Genomic DNA, 24,816 nt, shown 5'->3' on the forward strand with positions numbered 1-24,816 from the left:
GCGGATTTAGCGCCCGTGGCAGAGGAATGCAAGACCTCAGGGACAGAAGAATGGTCGGTTTTGGGCAGAATTTTCGCGTCATCCCGAGCGTCACCTTTTCCGGGGGAAACTTCGGCGGCTGACCATTGGTTCTTGCGCCCCTGCCCTTAAACCTCGCCTTCTTCAGTCCTTTCGGCTCAGAGGTGTGCCAGAAAACGGCATTGTAGCCCACCACGCGCCGCATAGAAGGTCAGCGTTTCCCGCAGGCATCCGCACCTTGCCGAATCCCGGTCCCCAAAGCCCCGGAACACCGCAAGATCCCTTGCCTTTTCTGCCACGCCGCGCTAGCGATAAGCCCCACCAAACCGGAGGCTCCCATGGGCATCGACACCGAACGCGATATCGAAGCAAACCTGCAAATCGGCCCGACCGACAAAGGCATGGTCCGCCTTTTTGTCGAAGGGGACGGCGTTGAAATTCCGATGGATTTCACGCCCGAGGAAGCCCGCGAAATCGCCGAAGAAATCATGGCCGCCGCGAACCGCGCGGGCAAAAAGGGGCGCTAAGCCCCTTTGAGGGAACGGTAGCCTGCAGGGCATTGCGTTCTTCCAGCACTCTGCCAAGGCACCCTTTCGAAGCAAAAACTGCGCCCGGCCCCACAATCAAGACCAGTTCGGCACCATATCTGGATCGCGCAGCCGATGCAGGCGCCGGGCGGCATGGGTCGCGAATTTTTGCACCATCACCTTGCGCCGGGCGGGCGCAAGCTTGGTCTCATCGCTCATCCGAACGATCTCGGCCCCATAGGCGTCACCGATGATAAGGCCGCTGTCCTCCGGCAGCAGCTCGACCGGAAAATCACTGTCGACGGCCCAAAAGAACCGGTCCGCCCATTCCAAATAGCCCTCCCATTTTGCATCACCCATGAAATCGGCGCGGCAGGATTTACATTCGACGATCCAAATCTCCCCCTTGGGGCCAAGTGCCATCACGTCCACCCGCAGGCCGCGCGTTGGCACCAGTTCCTCAACAGAGGCGAAACCCAGATCGGCCAAATGCCGCATCACCCCCCGCGCCAGAAGCTGACCGGGTTGGAACTGTCGTATCTCGTTTTCCATCATAGCGACAAATATGAACATTTGGTGAACATTCGCAAGAGCCCAAACCGGAAAGTTTGGTATTTCCCCCACAACCCCCTATCTTCAAACAAGCAAAGCGAGGGGGGCCCATGGCACAACGCGAACCGATGAGTGAGACACAGGCGCGCGGGGTGCGCTATGCCCGTGAATTGGAGGGCCATTTGACATGGCTCGACACATTCTCTGGCACGGCGCTTGGTGTCCTCGCCGTGGCCTCGGGCATCTACACCTACCTTGGCGTTTCCTCACTGCTTGATGACAACGGCGCCATGTCGGCCTTTGCCGCGATTGCCTATTCCGTGGCGGTTTCGGTCGGTATCTTCGTCTTTTGGTCCTATCTCCTGCGGCTCTTCCCTGCCGTGCGCACGACACGGGCGCGGATGGGGCTTTTGGGGGCGATGGGTCTCGGCTCCGTGGCGATCATCGCGATGTCGAGTTGGCTGAACGCCGCGGCGCTGGCCGGGTCGGCGGCGGTCGAACAGCATCTGGCCGAAACGGTGCAAGACTACCAAGGCGCGCTAGAACGCACCCATGAAATTGCCCTTTCCGCTCAAGGGCTTGAGCGTGACGTGGCGCGGGTTAGACAGAGCTTCGAGGACCTGAGCGAACAAGAGGCCGCGGGCAGCCTTTCGGGCCTTGCCGGACGCGGCGCGGTGTTCCGTGTCCTGCGGCAGAAATCGGCGGAATTGGCAGGGCTAGAGGCGCAGATCGCCACGCAGACCCCGCTGGTGAATGACGCCTTTGCAGAGGGCAACCAAATCCTCAGCCGGATGCGCGCGCTGACGGTAGAGCCCGGCCCGGTCCAAGCACGCTCGGTCGAGTTTTCCGAACAGGCCGTGCGCCTTGCCGGTCTGATTACCCGTTTGCGGCAACTTTCGGTCGCACCACTGGTTGAACGCGCGGCGCAGGATTTGGCGGCCTCCGTCGTGCTGCCGGAACTGGACGGCAGCAACGAAGAACAGCGCGGCGCGCAGGGCGCAACGATCACCTCGGTGCTCGAAGTGCTGGCGCAGCGTGCAGCGACATTGGAACGCGCGGCGCAGGATGTGCAGGCCATGCCGCCCGCCGCCGACACGACCTATACGCCGATCTCCAGCGCCGATGCCGTGATCCTCTATGCGCGCAACTTCGTGCCCTCTTGGGCCGGGGCGATTGCGATTGACCTGTTGCCCGCCGTGCTGGTGATGATCCTCGCCATTACCCAAGGCGCGATCCGCTCTGGCCGCGAGGGGGCCGCGGTCGAAGACACGCTGACCCTTGCCGAGCTGCGCGCAGCACTGGCCGCCGTGCGCGATGTCGATGTGGCGATGCAAGAAAGCCCCGCCCACAAACGCCCCACCGCCGAAGCCGCCCCTTTGCCCGATGAGAGCGTGCTTGAAGACGCCCCCGGCCACGTCACGCCGATAAAAAGCACATGAGCGAGGAGACTTCGGAGAAACTGGAAGGCACCCGCCGCCCGCCCATCGTCGGGCGGGTGCTGATCGGCGTGCTGATCTTTCAACTGGGCCTCGCGGTGCTGCTGTTCTGGGGCGATTTGGGCGAAGGACTGCGCCTGCCCGGCTTTGGCCCGCGCGCACCGGAACTGACCGAGCCCATCCGCCCCGGCGACCAGACCCGCCGCTTTCGCCCCGAACGCGCGCCAAATCCCGGCCAGCCGATGCCCGATACCGCCCTGCCCGACCGGCTGATCCTGACGCCCGTCTCTGGCGGTCGCGCGGCATTGTTAGAAGGCACCATCGAAGCAGGCGATGCAGAGCGGATCGCCAAGCAACTGGCCGAGCTTTCCCCCGCGCCCGAGGAAATCTATCTCAACTCCCCCGGCGGGTCGGTCCGCGATGCGCTGGAACTGGGCCGCTACCTGCGCCGCGAAGGGTTCGATACCGCGCTGCGTGAGGGCGACATCTGCTATTCCGCCTGCCCCTACCTGCTGGCCGCAGGCGAGGCACGCACGGTCCCCGACAGCGCCTCGGTCGGGGTACATCAGCATTACTTTGGCGAAAGCACGATCCTGCCCGCCTTTGTCGCCGTTGAGGATATCCAACGCGGCCAAGGAGAGGTGATGCGCTATCTGGATGACATGGGGGTAGACCCGCTGGTGATGCAGCATGCGCTGGTCACCCCGCCCGATGAAATCTACGTGCTGCTGCCGGAAGAGTTACGCCGCTATGGCTTTATCCCTTCTGAGGACTGAGCGGAGCGCAGTAGTTTTGCAAATCCACCTTCGCCCCCTTGCCGCAGCCCCCCATGGACCCTACATCGGGGGTCGACGGGTTCTGCCCTGTTCGTGAACGTTACATTCCAGTGGCCTTAAGCAAATCCGAGGGAGCTGGCTCTGTCCGAGCCCTGGTTCGGTTACCTGGCGCCCACCTGTACATACAGGTCCTCGGGAATATAAAACAGCAGCGGCAGGCGCGGTTCCCGTCACTTTTCCCAAGATAATGATGTGGTTGATGGCCCCTCGGGGCCACTTTTCCTTGCGTTTAAAACGCTTCGGGACGGGCCTCGCGGGCCATATGGTCGAGCACGGCGTTCACAAAGCTCGGCTCGCGCCCTTCGGGGAAGAACGAATGCGCCACGTCGACGTATTCCTTGATCACCACACGCGGCGGCGTATCGTCATGGCGGAGCTCGGCACCCGCGGCGCGGAACAGCGCGCGCAGGGTCGGGTCGATCCGGGCGATGGCCCATTTGGCGACGATTGCACGGTTGGCCATCTGGTCGATCGGTGCCTGGTAGTTCACCGCATCTTCAAGCACGCGAGAGAAGTGATCGACATCCCCCTCCTGCATTTCGTCACCCTCATAGACGGCGCCGAAACGGTGGTCGATGAACTCGTGACGCACGACATCGACCGTCTGCGCGGAATGCTCCATCTGGAACAGCGCCTGCACGGCATAGAGCCGCGAGGCCGACTTCATCTTACGTTTCTGATTGCCCGAAAGCGCGTTGCTGGTCATGCGAGGTTTGATCCATCCGTATCGCCGGCCATCAAAGTGTCCTGCCCGAATGGCTTGAACCCGATGCCCTTGCTCTGGCGGCCCCATTTACGAGCGAGCGCGATAAGATGCAAGGCCGCAGCCGCCGCCCCGCCACCTTTGTTTTGCCCCTCAGGGTCGGCGCGGACCTCGGCTTGTTTCTTGTTCTCGACGGTCAGGATGCCATTGCCGATGCAAAGCCCTTGCAGACCAAGCAGTTGCAAGGCGCGGCTGCTGTCGTTGCAGACGGTTTCATAATGCGTCGTCTCGCCACGGATCACGCAGCCAAGCGCGACATAGCCGTCAAAATTGCTGCCTCGGTCGGAAATGCCGATGGCGGTGGGAATCTCCAACGCGCCGGGCATCTCGATGATCTCATAGGTCGCACCGGCGGCCTCAAGCTCGGCCTTGGCGCCGGTCAGCATGCCGTTCGCAATGTCCGAATAATAGGGCGAGACAACGATCAGCAGCTTCACCGGCTCATCAAATTCCGGGCGCGGCAGGATGGTGTGTTCTTCGGCGGAAGCCATGGCGATTACTCCGTGGTGATGGGCCGGGTGCCCACGATTTCCAGCGCATAGGCATCAAGGCCCAGATAGCGCGTGTCGGGATTGTCGGTCAGCAGGACCAACTCATGCAGCCCCATCGACGACAGGATCTGCGCGCCCAGCCCGGTGCGTTTGATGGTGCGCGGACGCTCATCATCTTCGGCATCCAGCCGCAGGCGCGGGTAAGGGTCGCGGAACAGCACCACGGCCCCCCGCCCTTCATCGGCGATGATCTGCATCGCGCGGGGCAATTCATCCGCCGGGCTGGGGCCAAGGCCCAGAATGTCTTCCAGCGCGTTGATCGCATGGGTCCGGATCAGCACCGGCTCGGGGGTTGAGATATCGCCCTTGGTCAGCACCACATGGTCAGTGCCCGTGATTTCGTCAGAGAAGACCCGCATCTGCCAGTCTCCACCATAAGCCGAGGTCACGGTGCGGCTGTCACGTTCCACCAGCAGGTTGTCGTGTTTGTGGCGGTAGGTGATCAGGTCGCTGATCGTGCCGATCTTAAGCTTATGCTCGGCGGCGAATTCCACCAAATCCGGCAGACGCGCCATTTCGCCATCATCTTTCATGATCTCGCAGATCACGCCCGAAGGGTGCAGCCCCGCAAGTCGCGAAATATCGACCGCCGCTTCGGTATGTCCGGCACGCACCAGCACGCCACCATCGCGGGCACGCAGGGGGAAGACATGGCCGGGCGTCGCGATATCTGCCGAACCAGCTTGCTCTGAGATCGCCACCGCCACGGTCAGCGCACGATCCGCCGCCGAAATGCCGGTGCTCACGCCCTCACGCGCTTCAATGCTGACGGTAAAGGCCGTTTCATGCCGCGAGGAGTTGTTCACCGCCATCATCGGCAGACCGAGGTGATCAACCCGTGCCGACGTCATTGGCAGGCAGATCAGCCCGCGTCCGTGGGTCGCCATGAAATTGATCGCCGCGGCATCGGCAAACTGCGCCGGGATCACCAGATCGCCTTCGTTCTCGCGGTCCTCATGGTCCACCAGAATGAACATGCGACCTTGGCGCGCGTCTTCGATGATGTCTTCGATCGGCGAAATCGCGTCGCTCAGCCCTGTCTCGACCGGTCCGGGTTTGTCAAATTGCATCGGCTGCTTCCATCTATCTGTTGCCCGGCTCTTAGCCTGACCTGCGCCGCTTGGCCAGAGCGCGCCCCGAAGGGCGCCGCGTCACATCTCGTTCAGCCGCGCGACGTAGCGCGCCAGCGTGTCGATTTCGAGGTTGACCAGATCGCCAACCTTGGCGTCACCCCAAGTGGTCACCTCTTTGGTATGCGGAATGAAGTTGATGCCAAAATCCCAGCCTTCGACGTCATTCACCGTCAGCGAGGTGCCGTTCAGCGCCACGGAACCCTTGGGCGCGATAAACCGCGCCAAATCCTTCGGCGCGCGCAGCGTCACGCGGGTGCTGTCGCCCTCATCTTTCATCTCGGTAATCTCGGCCACGCCATCGACATGGCCCGAGACGATATGCCCGCCCAGCTCATCGCCCACCTTCAACGCGCGTTCAAGGTTCACGCGCCGCCCTTCGGCCCAACGCTGGCCTAGGTTGGTCTTGGCCACCGTCTCGGCGCTGATCTGTACCTCGTACCAATCATCGCCCAGCCCCACGACCGTCAGGCAGACCCCGTCGCTAGCGATTGACGCGCCCATGTCGATGCTGCTGGTGTCATAGCCGGTCTGAATGCGCGCGCGCAGGTCGCCTTCCTGTTCCAGCTTGGTCACGCTGCCAACGTCTGTGATAATGCCGGTGAACATGGATAGGCTCCTTTGCTGTTTGGCGCAGTGGTAAACCCGCGCACCGCCACAGGCAAGAGCGGGTGACGCCACATTGTCGCCCCTATTATATGGTGGTTTAGGGTAAAACACGCCGATTTAGGACCCGTATGACCGTGACCGCTGCCCCCGCCCGCACCTTCTTGTTCCTGCAAGGCCCGCATGGGCCTTTCTTCAACAGTCTGGGCAAGATGCTGCGCCGGGCGGGCGCTGAGGTCTGGCGCGTAGGGTTCAACGCGGGCGACCGGGCCTTTTGGTTTCATCCGTCGACCTACATCCCCTATCGCGGCACGGTTGAGGACTGGCCGAGCGTTTTCGCCACCCTGTTAGAGCAAAAACAGGTCACCGACATCGTGCTTTATGGTGACACACGGCCCATCCACGCCGAAGCGGTGGCCGAGGCCAAGCGCCGCGGCATCACCGTGCATGTTTTCGAGGAAGGCTATATGCGGCCCTATTGGGTCACCTATGAGCGCGGCGGCTCAAACGGCAACTCGCGCCTGATGGAGATGACCATTCCGCAGATGCAGGCAGCGCTGGCGCGCTCGGACATGGAAGCCCCCCTGCCCCCCGGCCACTGGGGCGACATGCGGCACCACATCTTTTACGGCGCGCTTTACCATTGGTTCGTGATGTTCCGAAACGGCGACTACCGCAATTTCAAACCCCACCGCAGCCTGCCGGTGACCAAGGAATTCCGCCTCTACCTCAAGCGCCTGCTGCTGATGCCGGTGCTGGCCGCCGACCGTTTGCTGGCGACGCTAAAAATCCGGCTGGGCGGTTTTCCCTATCATCTGGCGCTGCTGCAACTTGAGCATGATTCCTCTTTCCAAAAGCATTCACCCTTCGACACGATGGCCGATTTCCTAGAGTTGGTGATCGAAGGCTTTGCCAAGGGCGCGCCGCAGCACCACCATCTCGTCATCAAGGCGCATCCGCTGGAGGATGGCCGCGTCCCCGTGCGGCGCGATGTCAAACGGCTGGCACGTGCCTTCGGCGTTTCAGACCGGGTGCATTTTGTCCGCGGCGGCAAGCTGGCACAGCTTTTGAACGACACCCGCAGCGCGGTCACGGTGAACTCTACCGCCGGGCAACAGGTGCTTTGGCGCGGCATCCCCCTCAAGGTCTTTGGCCGGGCGGTCTATTCCCAGCCAGAATTCGTGTCGGACCAGCCTTTGCCGGATTTCTTTGCCACGGCCAGCCGCCCCGACAACCGCGCCTATAAGGACTACCGCCGCTATCTCCTTGAAACTTCTCAGGTTCCGGGCGGGTTCTATGCCGCGCGGGGGCGGCGGCAATTGCTGCGCCAAGTGGTCGATATGATGCTCGCGCCCGACGACCCATATGACGCGCTGGAACAGGGCACCGCGGCCCCTCGGCAACAGTTGCGGGTCGTCACCTGAGTTAACCCATTCCGGCCTGTAGATTTTTTCGTTAGGCTGCGCTAAGTTGCATAGTAATACGCCAAAACAATTGGCGATTTCGAGGCAGATATTTCAGGTCGAGGAGACCGGGCAGTGAAATCCGTATCTTTCCGGTGGGCGCGTCCCGTCGCAGCACTGGCGGCAGTGGCCGTCATCTCATCTTGTGGTTTGCCGCAGGTCGGGCCGAACAAGCGGCAAATCTATGCAGGCTCCGTTCAGCGCGAGGGCGATGCCTTTGTCATCAGCGTGAACGACCGCGTCACCCGTGCCACCGCCGTGGCCCCCGCGCTTGGCTTTTCCGAAAGCTTTAAAAACGCAGGCCGGGTCGGCTCTGACACGATCCAACCGGGCGACATCCTCGGCATCACCGTTTACGAGAACGTCGACGATCCGCTGCTGGGTGTCGAAGGTGCCCCTGCCACCCTGCTGGAAGAAGTGCAGGTCGATGGCGCGGGCTTTATCTTTATTCCTTACGCAGGCCGCATCCGCGCCGCGGGCAACACGCCCGAGGCCATCCGCCGCATCATCACCCAAAAATTGGGCGAACAGACCCCCGACCCGCAGGTCGAAGTGCGCCGCGCGGCAGGCGATGGCTCAACCGTGTCGCTGATTGGCTCCATCGGCGCGCAGGGCGTTTACCCGATTGAGCGCCCCACCCGCACGCTGGCCGCCATGCTGGCCCGCGCAGGCGGTGTGACCATCATTCCCGAAATCGCTCAGGTCACCGTGATCCGTGGCGGGCAGCGGGGCAAAATCTGGTTCCAAGACCTCTATGACCACCCCGAACTTGATATCGCGCTGCGCCCCGGCGACCGCATTCTGGTCGAGGAAGACACACGTTCTTTCACCGCCCTTGGCGCCACCGGCGGTCAGGCCCGCGTGCCCTTTGAATCGCAGAACCTCTCGCTTTTGGAAGGCATCGCGCAGGTCGGCGGGCTGAGCCCGATCTCGGCTGATCCCACCGGCGTTTTCGTCTTCCGCAATGAGCCTGAAGAGGTCGCCGAGCAGGTGCTGGGCCGCAGTGATCTGACCGGCGCGCAGCGCTTGGTCTATGTGACCGATCTGACCAAGCCCAACGGCATGTTCATGGCCCGTGACTTTGTGATCCGCGACGGTGACACGATCTATGTGACCGAAGCCCCCTTCACCCAGTGGAGCAAGGTGATTTCGGCCATCACAGGCACGGCAAGTTCGGCCGACAGCATCTCATCGCTCACCAGCGGCTGATCCACGCCGGTGGCCTTTGAAGCTGACCCATACCAATACCCTGCCGCCGGTCCCGAAAGGAGCCGGCGGCTTTTCGTATATAACGGCGGGTTTCTGACGCAGCGGCGGGTGCGGCGCATTTTGCAGCTGTCGGGCCATTCCTTGCGTCTTGGCCTGCCTGGCCCTGGTGATGCCGTGGCGGTTTGGGGCAACTCCCCCACCGCGCACCGCGGGCTGGCGGTGGCCGCGAAACGCGATGTGCCGGTGATCCGGGTTGAAGACGCGTGGCTGCGTTCGCTCCATCCGGGCCGCGCAGGGGAGCCGCCCTTGGGGCTACTGATCGACAGCCGGGGGGCGCATTTCGACCCTGCCCAACCTTCCGACCTTGAAGAACTTCTGGCCCGTCACCCTTTGGACGACACCGCCCTTCTGGACCGCGCGCGGGGCGGCATGGCGCAGTTGGCCGAGGCGCATCTGACCAAATACGCGGGCTTTGACCCTGCCACGCCTGCGCCTGATCCGGGCTATGTGCTGGTGATCGACCAGACGCGCGGCGATGCATCAGTCACCGCCTCGGGCGCGGATCGCGCACGGTTTCTAGAGATGCTCGTTTTCGCCCAAGAGGAACACCCCGGCGCGCGGGTCATCATCAAAACCCACCCCGAAACGGCCCAGGGGTTTCGTCCCGGCCACTACAGACCCGAGGACAGCAACGACCGGATCACCCTGCTGACCGATCCGGTCAGCCCTTGGAGCTTGTTTGAGGGGGCGGTGGGTGTCTATACCGTCTCTTCGCAAATGGGGTTCGAGGCGATTTTTGCAGGTCATAAGCCGCGTGTCTTTGGCCAGCCCTTCTACGCCGGTTGGGGGCTGACGGAGGATGAATTCCCTGTCCAACGCCGCCAACGCCTCCTTACCCGAGCGCAACTCTTCGCGGCGGCGATGATCCTTTATCCGGCGTGGTACGATCCCTATCGCGACCGGCTCGGGGATTTCGAGACGGCCCTCGCCTGCCTCGCCGCGCAGGCCCGCGCGTGGCGAGAAGATCATGCCGGTTGGGACGCATGGGGCATGCGCCTGTGGAAGCGCCGTCCGCTGCAGCAATTCTTTGGCGCGTCAACGCCGCTTCGCTTTCGCAAAGGCGCTGCAGAGACGCCGCAGCCGCCCCGCCGCGCCATGGTCTGGGCCAACCAGGCAGAGACCGCGCCCCAAGGCGCATTGAGGGTGGAGGATGGCTTTCTCCGCTCCCGCGGGCTGGGGGCCGAACTGGTCCCGCCCCTGTCGCTGGTCTGCGATGATCTGGGCATCTACTACGACCCCCAAGGGCCAAGCCGTCTGGAAAAATGGATCGAAAAGCGCGCCGAGCTGCGCCCCGATCAACTGGCCCGCGCCCGCGCGCTGATCGACAGGCTCACCGGCGCGGGGCTGAGTAAATACAACCTTGGCGGCGCCGCGCCCGATCTGCCAGCGGGACGCCGCATCCTTGTGCCCGGTCAGGTGGAAGATGACGCTTCGATCCTCACTGGCACAGACACCGTGCGCAGCAACGCGGCCCTGCTGGCCGCCGCCCGTGCCGCCAACCCGGATGCCGTGATCCTCTACAAACCCCACCCCGATGTCGAAGCGGGCCTGCGCAAAGGCGCGACCGAGGCGGGCGACGCCGATCTGATCCTGCACCACGCCGACCCGATGGCGCTTTTGGATCAGGTCGATGCGGTTTGGACCATGACCTCGCTCTTGGGGTTCGAAGCCCTGCTGCGCCGCGTGCCGGTCGTGACCTTGGGCGCGCCTTTTTACGCAGGCTGGGGGCTGACCGAAGACCGGAGCGATGTGCCGCCCCGCCGCCGGGCGCAACCGACGTTGGAAGGGCTGGTCCATGCTGCCCTCATCGACTACCCACGCTACCGCGATCCGCTAAGCGGCCTGCCCTGCCCCGTCGAAGTGGTGGTCGAACGGCTGGCTTCCGGCAGCCTGCCCCGCGCCGGGCTGGGCAACCGGCTGCTGTCGAAACTTCAAGGGGTCTTTGCCAGCCAGAGCCACCTCTGGCGGCGGTAGCGTTTAGTCGGCCGCGTTCCGACGCCAAACGTGCAGCAAGTCCGGCCCGATCTGCTGGCTCGATTGCAGGGCAAAGCGCGGCGCCTCGGCCAGCCGCGAAAGACCGAGCGCTCCGATCCCCGGCAGACCTTCGGCGCCGATCACCAGCCCAGCGGTAAAGCCCACCAGCCGGTCGACCAGATCCGCCTCAATCAAGGACGCGGCCAAGGCGCTGCCGCCCTCGCAGAAGATACGGGTGAGCCCATGGCCCGCCAGTTGCCGCAACACATCAGTGGGGTTCAATTGCGCCCCCCGCGCCGCGCACGGCAGCAGCGTCGCCCCCAGATCGGACCACGCTTTGACCAAGGCCGGATCGGCATCCGTGCCATGGCAGAGGATCAACGGCACCTCTGCCGCCGTCCGCGCCAACTGCCCCATCAGCGGCAGGTCAAGCCTGCGCGAGACGACGACGCGGGCCGGTTGCTGGGCGACGCCAAGACCGCGCACCGTGAGGCTTGGATCATCCTTGCGCGCGGTGCCTGCCCCGACCATCACCGCGTCGTGCCGCGCGCGCATGGCATGGGTCAACCGCCGCGCCGGGGCGTCGGTGATCCACTGGCTCTCGCCCGTACCGGTGGCGATGCGCCCGTCAAAGGAATTGGCCAGCTTCAGCGTGAGCATCGGACGGCCCAAATCGGTACGGCAGAAGAAACCCGCGTTATCCGCGCGGGCCGCGTCTTCGTGCAGCCCGACTGAGACCTCGATCCCCGCCGCGCGCAACATCGCGATGCCGCGTCCGTTCACCCGCGCGTCGTCATCTTGCGTCGCGATCACCACCCGCGCCACGCCCGCGTCGATCAGCGCCTGCGCGCAGGGCGGTGTCTTACCGTGGTGGGAACAGGGCTCAAGCGTGACACAGACCGTCGCCCCGCGCGCCGCAGCGCCCGCCTGCGCCAGCGCCTGCGGCTCGGCATGGGGGCGCCCGCCGGGCTGGGTCCAACCGCGCCCAACGATCCGAGCGCCTTGCACGATGACACAGCCGACCGCCGGGTTGGGCCAGACATTGCCCTGCCCGCGCCGCCCCAAGGACAGCGCAAGCGCCATGAACCGCGCGTCGCTCACCCGATCGCCGGTCACTCTTCCGGCAGGGCGTCGGGCCGCAGTTCTTGGACGAATTTATCGAAATCATCCGCGGCTTGGAAGTTCTTGTAAACAGAGGCGAAACGCACATAGGCCACGGTGTCGATACGGGCGAGCGCCTCCATCACGATCTCGCCGATGTGTTTCGAGCTGATGTCGGTCTCGCCCATGCTTTCCAACCGCCGCACGATGCCAGAGATCATCTGATCGATACGCTCGGGATCGATGGGGCGTTTTTGCATGGAGATGCGGATCGAGCGTTCCAGCTTGTCGCGGTCAAAGTCTTCGCGTTTGCCAGAGGTTTTGATCACCACAAGATCGCGCAGCTGCACCCGTTCATAAGTGGTAAAACGACCCCCGCAGGCCGGGCAAAACCGTCTGCGCCGAATCGAGACGTGATCCTCGGCCGGGCGGCTGTCTTTCACTTGGGTGTCGATATTTCCGCAAAACGGGCAGCGCATGGGCCGTCCCCCTCTTCATCCTGCCTCACTTGTGGGGCGCGCGGCCCTCTTGTCAAAACTTATAGGGGAGCCGCGAGGTTTTGGGTAGAGAAGATTTCCACAGCTAGATGTTGCGTTCAAAAATGTGTCATGGACCCAACGCCATGCCCCTGCGTTGGTCAGCCAAGGACATAAACGGAGTATGCTATGACCAAGACACTTTTCCTCACCGGTGCCTCCAGCGGGATCGGCGCGGCCACCGCGCGAGCCGCAGCCAAGGCGGGCTGGAACATCGGCCTGTTCGCCCGCAGCGAAGAGAAACTGAACGCCCTCGCCGATGAGATCGGTGATCAGGCGCTGGTGCTCGTGGGCGACGCCACCGATTACGACACGCAGAAACAGGCGCTCGACAAGCTCGCCGATCACTTTGGCGGGGTCGATGCGGCATTCGCCAATGCCGGACGTGGCACCAGCCCGGCGGGCACCGAAAAGGGCGATCCGCAGGATTGGAAGGCGATGGTAGACCTCAATATCATGGGCGCGCTCTATACCGCTCATGCCGCCATGCCGCATCTGCGCAAAACGACCGGGCAATATGTCGTCACCGGCTCTGCCGCAGGACGGCGCCATATCCAAGGCTCGATTTATAGCGCCACCAAATGGTTCATCCACGGCTTCGCGGGCAATCTGGCGGATGAGATGGCCGAATGGGGTGGCCGCTGCATGGTGGTGTCCCCCGGCATGGTCGATACGGCCTTTTTCGATGAGGCCAAACCCGACAAGCTGCAACCTGAGGACGTGGCAAATGCCGTCATGCATGCGCTCGACGCGCCTGCGCGGGCGGCGGTGCGTGAAATCCATCTGATGCCGACGGGCTAAGCCCGGTCCGGTCCGGCGTCAGTCGGGCCGGAAATGCGCCGCGATTTGGCGGTGATGGGGGGCGTTGCGGTGCTCGAACAGATAGATGCCCTGCCATGTCCCCAGCATCATCCGCCCCCGCCCCACGGGGATGCTGAGGCTGACGGGCAGAACCGAGGCTTTGATATGCGCAGGCATGTCATCCGGCCCTTCCAACAGATGCGTGAGATAGCCCATTTGCGGCGCATCCGCAGGCGGCACCAGTCGCGCGAAATAGGCCAAGAGGTCGCGCTGCACGTCTGGATCGGCGTTCTCTTGGATCAACAGCGAGGCAGAGGTGTGCCGCACAAGGAGCGTCAGCAGCCCATCCCCCTGCCCGGCAAGCCAGCGGGCCACATCATCGGTGAATTCGTAGAGCGCCTGCCCGCGCGTTTCGACGGTAAATACAGTCTGCATCTTAGCAGGCTCCCCAATTTTGCGCGTCAGCGTCCCAGCATTGGCCCGCCGCCTGTTTCGCATCGCTGAGCGCAAAGAGCCCCAGTTCCGCCGTGCCGCTGTCGCAGGTAAGCGCCGCGATCTCTCGGCCCTGCTCGGTCACTGTCACACCGCCATTGCTGGTTTGATCAATCTTGTCGTATGCGCCGTAGACCTCATAGGAAAACGCCCCGTTGCGAAAGGTCGTGCTCTCCCGAATGGCGCGACCAATCCCCGGCCAAGGCTGATGCGCGACCTCCTTGATCGGAGCGCTCAGCCTCAGGTCAGGCGCGGTGTGAGGGCCAAAGCGGTAGGTCACGCGATCCCCGGTGATACAGACATCCAACTGCTTGGTGCCCCTGCCGGTCGTACAGCTCAAAACCGTGGTGCTGCCTGCGTCGCAAAGGGCAGCGGCTTGGCTGACGCCGAGGGTCAGAAACAGGCTGGCAAGAACGAGACGCATGAGATTGATCCACCGCAACATCCCACGCAGGATAGGCCCGAGGTGCCGCGCAAACAACGGTCTGGGTCAGAGTGTGGCTCTAGAAATCTTCCAACTCGATCAGGTGGTCCAAACAGAACTGGCGCGCATGGTGGCTGGGCAGGTTCTCTCCCGCGCGGCGCAGGGTGACGGAATAGGACTGCCGGATATCGCCGTTCACCCGCTCGGGATCGGTGGTGAAAACAACGCCGGTTCGGCCCACACCGCTGAGCGACGGTCCACGGGGCGTTTTGATGAAAAGCCGCTCACTGCGCGGCAGGCCCAAAACATCCTGCGCAAACTCCGCAGCGGCGCACCAGACGTGACGCGCGCCTGCGCCGTGGTCTTCGATCACTTCAAAATCACGCGCCGTGAGGGGCACGACGACCAACCAATTCTCGGCCCGATAGGCCTGCGCGGCGGCTTGCAGCGGCAGCACCAAGCACAGAAGGGTAAGGAGAGTTTTGCGCATCATGGGATCCTCCTTGGGATATCCCATTGATGTAAGCGGCGCGCGCGGCAGGTCAAAGGCCCACCCCGCAAAAGGAAACGCGGCCACCGGGGCCGCGCATCGTTTTATTGATCAAGGAAGCTGCGCAGCTTGCGCGAACGGCTCGGGTGTTTGAGCTTGCGCAGTGCCTTGGCTTCGATCTGGCGAATACGTTCGCGGGTGACCGAGAACTGCTGACCGACTTCTTCGAGCGTGTGGTCGGTGTTCATGCCGATACCAAACCGCATCCGCAGGACACGCTCCTCCCGCGGGGTGAGCGAAGACAGCACACGCGTCGTGGTTTCCTTGAGGTTTTCCTGAATGGCGCTGTCGAGCGGCAGCACGGCATTCTTGTCCTCAATGAAATCGCCCAGTTGGCTGTCTTCCTCATCGCCGATGGGCGTCTCAAGGCTGATCGGCTCTTTGGCGATTTTCATCACCTTGCGGACCTTTTCGAGCGGCATCTGCAGCTTCTCGGCCAGTTCCTCTGGCGTCGGCTCGCGGCCGATTTCGTGCAGCATCTGACGACCGGTCCGAACCAGCTTGTTGATCGTCTCGATCATATGCACCGGAATACGGATGGTGCGCGCCTGATCGGCGATCGAACGGGTGATCGCCTGACGGATCCACCATGTCGCATAGGTGGAGAACTTGTAGCCGCGGCGGTATTCGAACTTATCCACGGCCTTCATCAGGCCGATGTTACCTTCCTGAATAAGATCAAGGAATTGCAAGCCGCGGTTCGTGTACTTCTTGGCGATGGAGATGACGAGGCGCAGGTTCGCTTCGACCATTTCCTTCTTGGCCTGACGGGCTTCTTTTTCGCCCTTCTGGACCTGCTGCACGATACGGCGGAATTCAGAGATATCAAGACCGACATACTGACCGACCTGCGCCATGTCAGCGCGCAATTCTTCGACCTTGTCGCTAGAGCGTTCGATAAACATCTGCCAACCGCGACCGGACTTCTCGGCCATCCGCTCCATCCAGTTGGGATCAAGCTCGTAGCCACGGTAGTTGTCGACGAACTCCTTGCGGTTGATGCGCGCTTGGTCGGCGAGCTTTACCATCGCGCTGTCGATCTGCATGATGCGGCGGTTGATGCCGTAAAGCTGGTCGATCAGGGCTTCGATACGGTTGTTGTGCAGGTGCAGTTCATTCACCAACAGCACGATCTCGGACCGCAGCTTTTGGTACATCGCTTCCTGATCTTTGGTGAAAGACCCGTCTTCGTTCAGCGTGGCCGAGATGCGGCTGTCCTGCATCGCGCTGAGCTTTTCGTAGTCGTCGGCGATGATGTCGAGCGCTTCGAGAACCTGAGGCTTCAGCGCCGCTTCCATGGCCGCAAGGCTCATGTTGGCCTGTTCGTCCTCATCGTCGTCGTCGTCGGATGAGATCGGGTTGCCGTCGGCGTCGTACTCGGGCTTGGCTTCTTCGCTCTTGGTCTCGGTCCCGGCGGCAGGGGCCACGACCGGCGTGGTTTCTTCCTCATCGCCCATCTGCGTGCCAAAAGTCGCCTCAAGGTCGATCACGTCGCGCAGCAAAATGTCTTCGGACAGAAGTTCGTCGCGCCAGATGGTAATCGCCTGAAACGTCAGCGGGCTTTCGCAAAGCCCCGCGATCATCGTGTTGCGGCCGGCCTCGATCCGCTTGGCGATGGCGATCTCGCCCTCACGGCTAAGCAACTCAACGCTGCCCATCTCGCGCAGGTACATGCGGACCGGGTCATCGGTGCGGTCGAGTTTTTCAGAGGTGCCAGAGGACAACGCCACATCACGGTTGGACTCGGTGGTCGTGACTTCGGTCGAGCCTTTGTTCTCTTCCTCTTCGGCCTCTTCGTCTTCGATGATGTTGATGCCCATTTCCGACAGCATCGACATCACGTCTTCGATTTGTTCCGAGCTTACCTGATCGGGCGGCAGCACTGTGTTGAGCTGATCATAGGTGATATAGCCCTTCTCGCGGGCCTCGCCGATCATCTTCTTCACGGCGGCTTGGCTCATGTCGAGCGAGTGGCCAGCCTCTGAATCGTTGCTCTTTGCGTCGTCATTCGTATCTTTGGCAGCCATCTCATGCTCCTTCAGCGCGTCAGCGCGAATCATCCGCAGACGATTCGGTTTTCCGAATCATGCGGGGTTATTGGTGATTCTTAAACCCGTTGCCCAGCATTTTCAAAAAGTCCTGCAAATGGGCCACGCTGATGCCTCATCCGCGACCCTTCGACTTCTCATATTTAATCGTTCCCAAGAGCGCATCCAGTGCGCTGCGTTCATCGCGGTCCATGGTCATGCCGTTGTCGCCCACGTCGAATTCCCCGTTGCTTTCTTCCTGCGCGCTGCGGCGGGCAAGGTCGGCGGCGCGGGCCGCTTCGCTCAGACGCCAGGTTACCCCCTCGTCCGCCGGGCCACTTAGGTCTTCGACGGCTTCGGCAATCTCTTCGTTCAGCCCACGGGCGGCATCCAGCTTGGCCAGTTCCTCGGCCACAGTCAGGCGGGTCATGTCCACGTTGCCGGGATTGCGAATGCAGGGCGTGATGGCAACGTGGCGTTGCCCCCTCATGTTTTCAAGTGTCTCCCAGCCCAGCGAATAGGAAATCTCATCGCGCAGCGTCTCTTGACCCGCATGGCCAAAGCGCAGCAGCAGATCGCGCAGCCGGGCGTGGTCGGGATCGTCGCAGCGCATCGCCTCTAACCCGGTCTCGAAAGTCTCGACCAATTGCGGGCAGTCCACGAGGGCCACGAGGATCACCGCCTCGCGCAGATGCATGCCCACCTGTTCATCGCTCATCGCCACGAGGGCCGAGGCTTTCGTGCTCGCCAAAGGGGCCAGCGGCGCGCCCCATGGAGCACCCTTGCCCCCTTTGCCCCCGCCCTTGCCCGGCCCCCTGCCGCCCACGGGGCGGAATTCAGGGCGCTGTTTTTGCGGGCGGAAGAGGTCCCACCGCAGGTCTTTGATCTCTTGCCCATAGTGGCTGCGGATCGACGGATCGCGGATAAGTTTGATCTTTTCACGCAGACTTTTATCCAGCGCCGCTTTTCGTTCGGGGCTGTCAAAGACTTTGCCCTCGGTCTCGCGCTGCCACAGCAGGCGCACCATGGGCAGGGCGCTGTCTAAGAGCTTTTGCAAGGCCCCGGCCCCTTGGGCCCGCAGCAGATCGTCGGGGTCTTGCCCCTCGGGCATCACCGCGAAACGCAGGCTTTGCCCGGCCTCTAGCAGCGGAAGCGCCAGATCGATCAGGCGAAGCGCAGCACGCTGGCCCGCCGCGTCGCCATCCAGCGTAATAATCGGCTCGGGCGCGATCCGCCAAAGCATCTGCAACTGGTTCTCGGTAATCGCAGTGCCAAGCGGGGCCACGGCGCCTTCAAACCCCGCCCCATGCAGGGCGATCACATCCATATAGCCTTCGGCCACGATCAACGCCTGCCCCCGACCTGCAGCGGCGCGGGCGTCTTTCACATTGTAAAGGCTGCGGCCCTTGTCGAAGAGTTCTGTCTCAGGCGAGTTGAGGTATTTCGCCTTGTCCTCTGGGTCCATCGCGCGACCGCCAAAAGCAATCGCCCGCCCCCGCGCATCGCGGATCGGGAACATAATGCGCCCGCGAAAAGTGTCATAGGGTTTTCCCCCCTTGGACGAGGGTTTCGCCAGCCCCGCACCAAGGATCAACTCATCCGCCACGCCCTTAGATTTGAGGGCATCCCAAAGCCCCTGCCAACTGTTCGGCGCAAAGCCAATCTCCCAATGCGCCTGCGCCTGTTCCGAGAGGCCGCGCTTGATCAAATAGTCCCGCGCCGCCCCCGCCGCGCCGGTGCGCAATTGCAGGCGGAACCACTGCACCGCTTGCTCCATGACCTCGGCCAGTTGCGTGCGCTTGTCAGCCTTAGCCTGCGCGCGCGGGTCTTGCTTGGGCACCGGCATGCCGACTTCACGGGCGATGATCTCTACCGCCTCCATAAAGCTCACATTCTCGGTCTCGCGCACGAAAGAGATCGCATCCCCCTTCGCGTGGCAGCCAAAGCAGTAGTAGAACCCCTTGCGGTCATCGACGTGGAAGCTGGCGGATTTTTCCTGATGGAAAGGGCATGGCGCCCACATGTCGCCCTTGCCCTGATTGGACTTTCGGTTGTCCCATATGACCTTGCGCCCCACCACCTGAGACAGGCTGGCGCGGTCACGCAGTTCTTCCAAAAATCCAGGGGGCAGGCTCATGGTTTCATATACCGGCTGGGGCGGATCAGAGTCCAGAGGAGGCAGGTCAGCCACGGGCGGCAAAGCGCCTTTCCATGCCGGGCAGCGCCCCTGCCCGGCATGGTGTTTGTTAGCTTACTGCGCGAGGCACATTTCTTTCCACGCGGCGGAGAGATCGTTCTTTTTCACGTCGCGCATTTTCATCTCATAAACCCAAGGGGTCACCAGCGGGATCGCAGTGTTAAAGCTCTCGGGCCATGTCGCCTTGGCCTTCACGGCGGCAGGCACTTCGCGTTCCTTCACGCGATCAAGCCGCGCCTGCTGCACGGCGGCGACCACGGCGGCCTGATGCATACAGCTGTCTTCTTTTTTCGAGGCTGCCAGCGCCGGGCCCGAGACCGCCATGCTGATCGCGGCCAAAGCGGCGAAAATCGTTTTGTTCATGTCTATGCTCCGTTGTTTGCCAAACGGGGATTCGGGCCCCCGCCGGACAACCTAGCGCCGCGATGCCACCGCTTCCATAGCGCGGCGCAACTCCTGCACCAAAGTGGCGGCCATCGACCGATAGACCATCAGCAGAAAACCGGTGTCGGTGCGGGTGATCGAAACGGGCATGTCGCGCAACTGGCTGCGTAGGGTCTGGCCGGATTTGAACGCCGCATCGCGCAGATCCACCGGAGCCAATCGCGCCAGCACATCCTCGGCCCCCGGCCCCTGCAATTCCGCCACCGCCCATCCGTCTGAGACATCGACGAGGGCCGCATGTTTCGTCAGCGCCTCGCCCGGCGCAACACCGACGAGCAGCACTTCATCCCGACCAAACCACAGGCAGCGGGCATCGCCTTTTGCGGTGCTGCGTAGCGGGTCAGGCAAGGCGAGGCCATGGGTCGCCTCAAGCGCCTCTGACAGGCCCGCACGATCGAAAGCGCCCAGGACGGTCAACTGACCCATGTCACAGGCCGCCACCGTCATGCCGCCAATCTTTAACGGGAGCAGGTCGCCAAAGGGCGTTTGTGCTTTCAACTCAACCACGGGCGCGCCCTCCTTCGGGGTCGACAAAGACTGGGGCGCAGATCTCCACCTCCGCCTCGATTTCGCGCAGATGGTCGACCATGCGCATCACCTCTCCGTGCCGCTGACGGCCCCGCGTGACAAAACCCAGCCCGATAAAGGTGCCGATATCCGGCGAAAAGCCGACCGAGGTCGTATGCCCCTGCGCATTCTCGCGGCGCGCCTCGGCCCCGGCCTCAAACAAAAACGCCCCCGCCGTCAACTGCTTCACCGCGCCCACGGGCCGCAGCCCCACCAACTGCCCCCGCTCCGGATCGCGCAGGCCGGGGCGTTCGGACATGGTCTTGCCGATGCAATCCTTGGCGTCCGACAGCATCCGCCCCATGCCGATATCCTCCGCCGTGGCGCGGCCGTCGATCTCTGCATGGGTGATATGGCCCTTTTCCAACCGCAACACGTTGAGCGCCTCCATCCCGTAGGCGCCGCCCTCCAGCGCCTCGGCCCGCGCGACCAGCAGATCGAACAGCGCCGCGCCATAGCGCGCGGGCACCGCGATTTCATAGGCATGTTCGCCAGAGAAAGAGATGCGGAACAGCCGCGCCGCGACACCGCCGAGCCACACGTCACCACAGGCCATGAAGGGAAAGCTGTCATTGTCGATCGGCTGCCCCAGCAGCCCATTCAGCAATTCACGAGACTTCGGCCCCGCCACGGCGAATTGGGCCCATTGTTCGGTGACCGAAGACAGATGCACCTGCCATTCGGGATGCAGACATTGCGTCACGAATTCCAGATGGCGCATCACCTCACCGGCAGCGCCGGTGGTGGTGGTCATCAGGTAATGCGTCTCCCCCAACCGCGCGCAGGTGCCGTCGTCCATGACGAAACCATCCTCGCGCAGCATCAACCCGTAGCGCACTTTGCCGACCTTCAAGGTGCTGAACTTATTCGTATAAACCAGATCGAGCAGCTTGGCCGAATCCGGCCCTTGAATGTCGATCTTGCCCAAGGTCGAGACATCGCAGACCCCAACCGTGTTGCGCACAAAACCGACCTCCCGGTCACAGGACTGCCGCCAGTTGCGTTCCTGCCCGCGCGGGAAATAGCTGGGGCGATACCACAGCCCCGCCTCCACCATCGGGGCGTTCATGGCAAGGCTGGCCGCATGGCTGGTGGTCAGCCGCTCGGGCGCAAAGCCCTTGCCCTGCCCGCCCGCGCCCATCGCTGCAATCGCAACCGGAGTATAGGGCGGGCGGAAGGTGGTCGTGCCCGTCTCGGCAATGCCGCGCCCCGTGGCATCGGCCAGCACCGCCAGCGCCGCAACGTTTGAGTTTTTACCCTGATCGGGTGCCATGCCTTGGGTCGTGTAGCGCTTCATATGCTCGACCGAGCGGAAGTTTTCTGCCGCCGCCTGCTGCACGTCTTTCACACAGACATCGTTCTGAAAATCGAGCCACGCCCGGCCCTTGCCCGGCACCGCCCAGAGGGGTTTGAGAGTGTATGGCGCATCATCGGCCTGCGGCAGGTCCACGGCCTCTGCTTTGCAGCCCAGCGCCTCCAGCGCGTCCCCGGCCGCGGCCACACCCGCGGCAAGGCAGCCGTGGGTCGAGAAGGTGCCGTTGCAGGCCCCCGCCACATGCATCCCCGGCACAGCGCCGGGGGTTGGGACGAAGGCGTGAATATCGGGCTCCCACGTCGGTCGCCCGCCCAGATGACAGGTCAGATGCACCGAAGGATTCCAGCCCCCCGACATGGCCAGACAGTCAGCCTGTATCTTGTGCTCTCCGCCCGCTGTGCGGATGGTCACGGCCTCCAATTCCTTGCGGCCCGAAGCGTTGCAGACCACGGCACCGCGCAGCACCGGAAAATCCGCGCCTTCAATGCTGCCCCCCTCGCGGCTGTCGATCAATGCAGCCACATGCACCCCCGCCGCTGCCAGATCGCGCGCTGTGCGGTGGGCGTCGTCGTTGTTGCCAAAGACCGCCACTTGCTTGCCCGGTGCCACGCCCCAACGGTTGAGATAGGCCCGCACCGCGCCTGCCGTCATGATGCCGGGGCGGTCGTTGTTGGCGAAGGCCACGGGGCGCTCTAACGCGCCTGCCGCAAGGATCGATTGCTTGGCCGCGATGCGCCAGAAACATTCCAGCGGCGCACCCTCGCCGCGCCGCGCGCGGTGTTGGTTGACCCGTTCGAGCGCGCCGAACATGCCGCCGTCATAGGCCCCGGTGACCGTCGTGCGCGGCATCAGGCGGACGTTCTCCATCGCGGCCAGTTCCGCCACCATTCCCGCTGCCCATGTGTGACCCGGTTGGCCACCGATACTCTCGTTCTCGGCATTGAGCCGCCCGCCCATCAGCGCGTCTTCGTCGGCGAGGATCACATCGGCCCCAGCCCGCGCAGCCGTCAGCGCCGCCATCAACCCCGCCGGCCCCGCGCCGATGACCAATAGGTCGCAAAAGGCATAGGCTTTCTCATAGGCATCGGCATTGGGTTGACCGCTCAGCCGCCCCAGCCCAGCTGCGCGGCGGATCACTGGCTCGTAGACATGTCGCCAGAACCGACGCGGCCACATGAAGGTCTTGTAATAGAACCCCGCCCCCAGAAAGGGCGCGCCAAGGTCGTTTACCGCCATCAGATCAAAATCGAGGCTCGGCCAAGCGTTCTGGCTGCGCACCGCAAGCCCCTCGTAAATCTCTTGCATCGTGGCGCGAACGTTAGGCTCTGACGCGGGACCGACACCTGTGGTCACCAGCGCGTTCGGCTCTTCGCTGCCCGCGCTGAGCACCCCGCGCGGGCGGTGGTATTTGAACGACCGCCCCATCAGCCGCTGCCCGTTCGCCAGCATGGCCGAGGCGACCGTATCGCCCGCAAAGCCGTCATAGCGCCGGCCGTCAAAGGTGAATCTGACCGGCTTGTCCCGGTCAATCAATCCGCGCCCTGCGCTCCTCATGCCATGGCCCTTTTCACATCCGATGCCAGCTCCACGGCCTGCACCACATGGGTCACCGTATCGCGGGTGACGACCAGCCACGCGCCGCAGCCAGTCTCATGCTGCCACAGGTCGCGCGTCTGCCCTGCTGGGTTGTCGCGCAGGTGAAGGTAGGCGTCCCAGACATCATCCCCGGCCTCGGGTGCAGGCCGCGCCAAGGCGATGGCGTCGCCGCGATAATAGAACTCTCGCCGGTCCCGGCTGCCGCAAATGGGGCATTCAATCCGCATGGTCGCCCTCCCTCAATGCAAGTTGTGCTGAGACCCGGTGGCCTCTTCATCCATCAGACCTTCGCCCGAGCGGAAACGGTCGAGCCTAAGGCCCGCCGCCGTCTCATGGTGTTGCCCGGTGGCCATCAGATGCGCCAGCGCGTAGCCCGAGGCCGGCACCGCCTTGAAGCCGCCGTAACACCAGCCGCAATCGATGAACAAACCTTGCGTATCAGTCTTGTCGATGATCGGGCTGCCATCGGGGGTCATGTCCATGATCCCACCCCAAGAACGCAGCACACGGGCCTTGCCGAGCATCGGCATCAGGGTCATCCCCGCCTCCATCACATGTTCCATCATCGGCATATTGCCGCGCTGCGCGTAGGAGGCATAGAAATCCAGATCGCCGCCAAAGACCAATCCGCCCTTGTCGGACTGGCTGATATAGAAATGCCCCATGCCGAAGCTCACCACATGGTCGATCACCGGCTTCAGCCCCTCGGTAACGAAGGCTTGCAATACATGGCTCTCAATCGGCAGGCGCATCCCGGCCATCGCGGCGACTTGGCCCGAGCGCCCCGCTGTCACAATCGCCACCTTCTTGGCCCGGATCGGCCCGCGCGTGGTCTCTACGCCGCGCACCTTGCCATTCTCGATGTCGATGCCGGTGACCTCGCATTGCTGGATCAGATCGACGCCGCGCTGGTCCGCGCCGCGCGCATAGCCCCATGCCACCGCATCATGCCGCGCGGTGCCGCCGCGCCGGTGCAGCAACCCGCCATGGATGGGAAAACGGCCGTTGTCGCAGTCCAGATAAGGCAGCAATTTTCGCAAGTCGTCGCGGCCCAAGAGTTCCGCGTCGTCGCCTTGGTTGATCATCGCATTGCCGCGCCGGGCCGAGGCGTCGCGCTGTGCGTCGGAGTGAAACAGCGTGATCACCCCGCGTTGGCTGAACATGACGTTGTAGTTCAATTCCTCCGACAGCCCTTCCCAGAGCTTCAGCGAATGGCTGTAGAACTCGGAATTGCCCGGCAAAAAGTAATTGCCCCGCACAATCGTGGTGTTGCGCCCCACGTTGCCGCCGCCCAGATAGCCTTTCTCAAGCACCGCGATATTGGTCATCCCGTGGTTTTTGGCGAGGTAATAGGCCGTGCTCAGCCCATGGCCGCCGCCGCCGATGATGATGGCGTCATATTCCGCCTGCGGCTCTGGATCGCGCCATTGCGCTGTCCAACCGCGATTGCCGGTCAAACCTTCGCGCAACACCCGCAGTCCTGAAAATCGCATCATTCGCCTCCCCCGGTCTTGCCGCAGTCAAGCAACTTGGGGCGCAAGTATCAATGACCGAAAACGCCCTCTGCCCCCATCGTGGGCCCGGTCAGCAAAAAGGGGGCGCACTGCGCCCCTTTTTCGTTCACTTAAGGGGAGATACGCC

Annotated in this window: 24 protein-coding genes and 1 other RNA gene; 8 read left to right on the forward strand and 17 right to left on the reverse strand. The window is 63.1% G+C overall.

Annotated elements, in window-relative coordinates; genetic code table 11:
* Positions 1-356 precede the first annotated feature (356 nt).
* A complete protein-coding gene (locus R1T45_RS16365) occupies positions 357-545 on the forward strand; it encodes a DUF6324 family protein (protein ID WP_067624462.1) in 189 nt (62 codons plus the stop codon).
* 96 nt (positions 546-641) lie between these two features.
* Here R1T45_RS16365 and R1T45_RS16370 read toward each other — a convergent pair whose 3' ends face one another.
* On the reverse strand, positions 642-1,118 hold the full coding sequence (locus tag R1T45_RS16370) for an MmcB family DNA repair protein (RefSeq protein ID WP_240791651.1): 477 nt from the start codon (positions 1,116-1,118) through the stop codon (positions 642-644).
* 89 nt (positions 1,119-1,207) lie between these two features.
* On the opposite strand from R1T45_RS16370, the gene R1T45_RS16375 reads away from it, so the two are divergent.
* From R1T45_RS16375 to ssrS, 3 genes are all read left to right on the forward strand, one after another.
* Complete coding sequence (locus R1T45_RS16375) at positions 1,208-2,536, forward strand: hypothetical protein (RefSeq protein WP_317389616.1); 1,329 nt, start codon at positions 1,208-1,210, stop codon at positions 2,534-2,536.
* Positions 2,533-3,309: a hypothetical protein gene (locus R1T45_RS16380; protein ID WP_317389617.1), complete on the forward strand. Its 777-nt coding sequence runs from the start codon at positions 2,533-2,535 to the stop codon at positions 3,307-3,309. The genes R1T45_RS16375 and R1T45_RS16380 overlap by 4 nt, the downstream gene beginning before the upstream one ends.
* Before the next feature lie 76 nt (positions 3,310-3,385).
* A non-coding RNA gene (gene ssrS / locus R1T45_RS16385) (6S RNA) lies at positions 3,386-3,540 on the forward strand.
* Between the two features lie 58 nt (positions 3,541-3,598).
* Here ssrS and nusB read toward each other — a convergent pair.
* The 4 genes from nusB to R1T45_RS16405 all read right to left on the reverse strand — a co-directional run bounded on the left by nusB (position 3,599) and on the right by R1T45_RS16405 (position 6,422).
* Positions 3,599-4,075: a transcription antitermination factor NusB gene (gene nusB / locus R1T45_RS16390; protein ID WP_120350678.1), complete on the reverse strand. Its 477-nt coding sequence runs from the start codon at positions 4,073-4,075 to the stop codon at positions 3,599-3,601.
* Entirely contained in the window at positions 4,072-4,623 is a 552-nt protein-coding gene (locus R1T45_RS16395) for a 6,7-dimethyl-8-ribityllumazine synthase (RefSeq protein WP_120350677.1), read from the reverse strand. The genes nusB and R1T45_RS16395 overlap by 4 nt, the downstream gene beginning before the upstream one ends.
* Before the next feature lie 5 nt (positions 4,624-4,628).
* Positions 4,629-5,753 (reverse strand): 3,4-dihydroxy-2-butanone-4-phosphate synthase, encoded by a 1,125-nt coding sequence (gene ribB, locus R1T45_RS16400; protein WP_132446112.1) that lies wholly within the window; start codon positions 5,751-5,753, stop codon positions 4,629-4,631.
* A gap of 81 nt (positions 5,754-5,834) precedes the next feature.
* Positions 5,835-6,422, reverse strand: a complete 588-nt coding sequence (locus R1T45_RS16405) for a riboflavin synthase (protein ID WP_317389618.1) — start codon at positions 6,420-6,422, stop codon at positions 5,835-5,837.
* Between the two features lie 128 nt (positions 6,423-6,550).
* On the opposite strand from R1T45_RS16405, the gene R1T45_RS16410 reads away from it, so the two are divergent.
* From R1T45_RS16410 to R1T45_RS16420, 3 genes are all read left to right on the forward strand, one after another.
* Positions 6,551-7,843, forward strand: coding sequence for a capsule biosynthesis protein (locus tag R1T45_RS16410; protein ID WP_260012537.1), 1,293 nt, complete (start codon positions 6,551-6,553; stop codon positions 7,841-7,843).
* A gap of 114 nt (positions 7,844-7,957) precedes the next feature.
* Positions 7,958-9,091 (forward strand): polysaccharide biosynthesis/export family protein, encoded by a 1,134-nt coding sequence (locus tag R1T45_RS16415; RefSeq protein WP_317389619.1) that lies wholly within the window; start codon positions 7,958-7,960, stop codon positions 9,089-9,091.
* 9 nt (positions 9,092-9,100) lie between these two features.
* Entirely contained in the window at positions 9,101-11,125 is a 2,025-nt protein-coding gene (locus R1T45_RS16420) for a capsular polysaccharide biosynthesis protein (protein WP_120350672.1), read from the forward strand.
* A 3-nt stretch (positions 11,126-11,128) separates the two neighbouring features.
* On the opposite strand, the gene ribD is transcribed toward R1T45_RS16420, so the two are convergent.
* Positions 11,129-12,208 carry a bifunctional diaminohydroxyphosphoribosylaminopyrimidine deaminase/5-amino-6-(5-phosphoribosylamino)uracil reductase RibD gene (gene ribD / locus R1T45_RS16425; protein WP_317391112.1) on the reverse strand — a complete coding sequence of 360 codons (1,080 nt, stop codon included), beginning with the start codon at positions 12,206-12,208 and terminating at the stop codon, positions 11,129-11,131.
* Positions 12,209-12,237: 29 nt separating this feature from the next.
* The gene (gene nrdR / locus R1T45_RS16430) at positions 12,238-12,705 is read right to left on the reverse strand and encodes a transcriptional regulator NrdR (RefSeq protein WP_067264800.1); all 468 of its coding nucleotides are present in this window, start codon (positions 12,703-12,705) and stop codon (positions 12,238-12,240) included.
* Between the two features lie 186 nt (positions 12,706-12,891).
* On the opposite strand from nrdR, the gene R1T45_RS16435 reads away from it, so the two are divergent.
* Entirely contained in the window at positions 12,892-13,563 is a 672-nt protein-coding gene (locus R1T45_RS16435) for an SDR family oxidoreductase (RefSeq protein ID WP_120350671.1), read from the forward strand.
* 18 nt (positions 13,564-13,581) lie between these two features.
* Here R1T45_RS16435 and R1T45_RS16440 read toward each other — a convergent pair whose 3' ends face one another.
* From R1T45_RS16440 to R1T45_RS16485, 10 genes are all read right to left on the reverse strand, one after another.
* Positions 13,582-13,998, reverse strand: coding sequence for a secondary thiamine-phosphate synthase enzyme YjbQ (locus tag R1T45_RS16440; protein ID WP_120350670.1), 417 nt, complete (start codon positions 13,996-13,998; stop codon positions 13,582-13,584).
* Between the two features lies 1 nt (position 13,999).
* The gene (locus R1T45_RS16445) at positions 14,000-14,479 is read right to left on the reverse strand and encodes a hypothetical protein (RefSeq protein ID WP_317389620.1); all 480 of its coding nucleotides are present in this window, start codon (positions 14,477-14,479) and stop codon (positions 14,000-14,002) included.
* A gap of 79 nt (positions 14,480-14,558) precedes the next feature.
* A complete protein-coding gene (locus R1T45_RS16450; RefSeq protein ID WP_259948932.1) occupies positions 14,559-14,972 on the reverse strand; it encodes a hypothetical protein in 414 nt (137 codons plus the stop codon).
* Positions 14,973-15,073: 101 nt separating this feature from the next.
* Positions 15,074-17,056: an RNA polymerase sigma factor RpoD gene (gene rpoD, locus R1T45_RS16455; protein WP_120352171.1), complete on the reverse strand. Its 1,983-nt coding sequence runs from the start codon at positions 17,054-17,056 to the stop codon at positions 15,074-15,076.
* A gap of 136 nt (positions 17,057-17,192) precedes the next feature.
* Positions 17,193-19,193, reverse strand: a complete 2,001-nt coding sequence (gene dnaG, locus R1T45_RS16460) for a DNA primase (RefSeq protein ID WP_317389621.1) — start codon at positions 19,191-19,193, stop codon at positions 17,193-17,195.
* A gap of 114 nt (positions 19,194-19,307) precedes the next feature.
* Positions 19,308-19,616, reverse strand: coding sequence for a hypothetical protein (locus R1T45_RS16465; protein WP_259948929.1), 309 nt, complete (start codon positions 19,614-19,616; stop codon positions 19,308-19,310).
* A 51-nt stretch (positions 19,617-19,667) separates the two neighbouring features.
* A complete protein-coding gene (locus tag R1T45_RS16470; protein WP_317389622.1) occupies positions 19,668-20,204 on the reverse strand; it encodes a sarcosine oxidase subunit gamma in 537 nt (178 codons plus the stop codon).
* On the reverse strand, positions 20,197-23,133 hold the full coding sequence (locus R1T45_RS16475; protein WP_317389623.1) for a sarcosine oxidase subunit alpha family protein: 2,937 nt from the start codon (positions 23,131-23,133) through the stop codon (positions 20,197-20,199). The genes R1T45_RS16470 and R1T45_RS16475 overlap by 8 nt, the downstream gene beginning before the upstream one ends.
* Positions 23,130-23,402 carry a sarcosine oxidase subunit delta gene (locus tag R1T45_RS16480; RefSeq protein WP_317389624.1) on the reverse strand — a complete coding sequence of 91 codons (273 nt, stop codon included), beginning with the start codon at positions 23,400-23,402 and terminating at the stop codon, positions 23,130-23,132. Before R1T45_RS16480 ends, R1T45_RS16475 begins: the two co-directional genes overlap by 4 nt.
* Positions 23,403-23,414: 12 nt before the next feature.
* Positions 23,415-24,668: a sarcosine oxidase subunit beta family protein gene (locus tag R1T45_RS16485; protein ID WP_317391114.1), complete on the reverse strand. Its 1,254-nt coding sequence runs from the start codon at positions 24,666-24,668 to the stop codon at positions 23,415-23,417.
* Between the last annotated feature and the right edge of the window lie 148 nt (positions 24,669-24,816).

Source organism: Sulfitobacter sp. LC.270.F.C4, assembly GCF_032922545.1.
Lineage (GTDB): Bacteria > Pseudomonadota > Alphaproteobacteria > Rhodobacterales > Rhodobacteraceae > Sulfitobacter > Sulfitobacter profundi.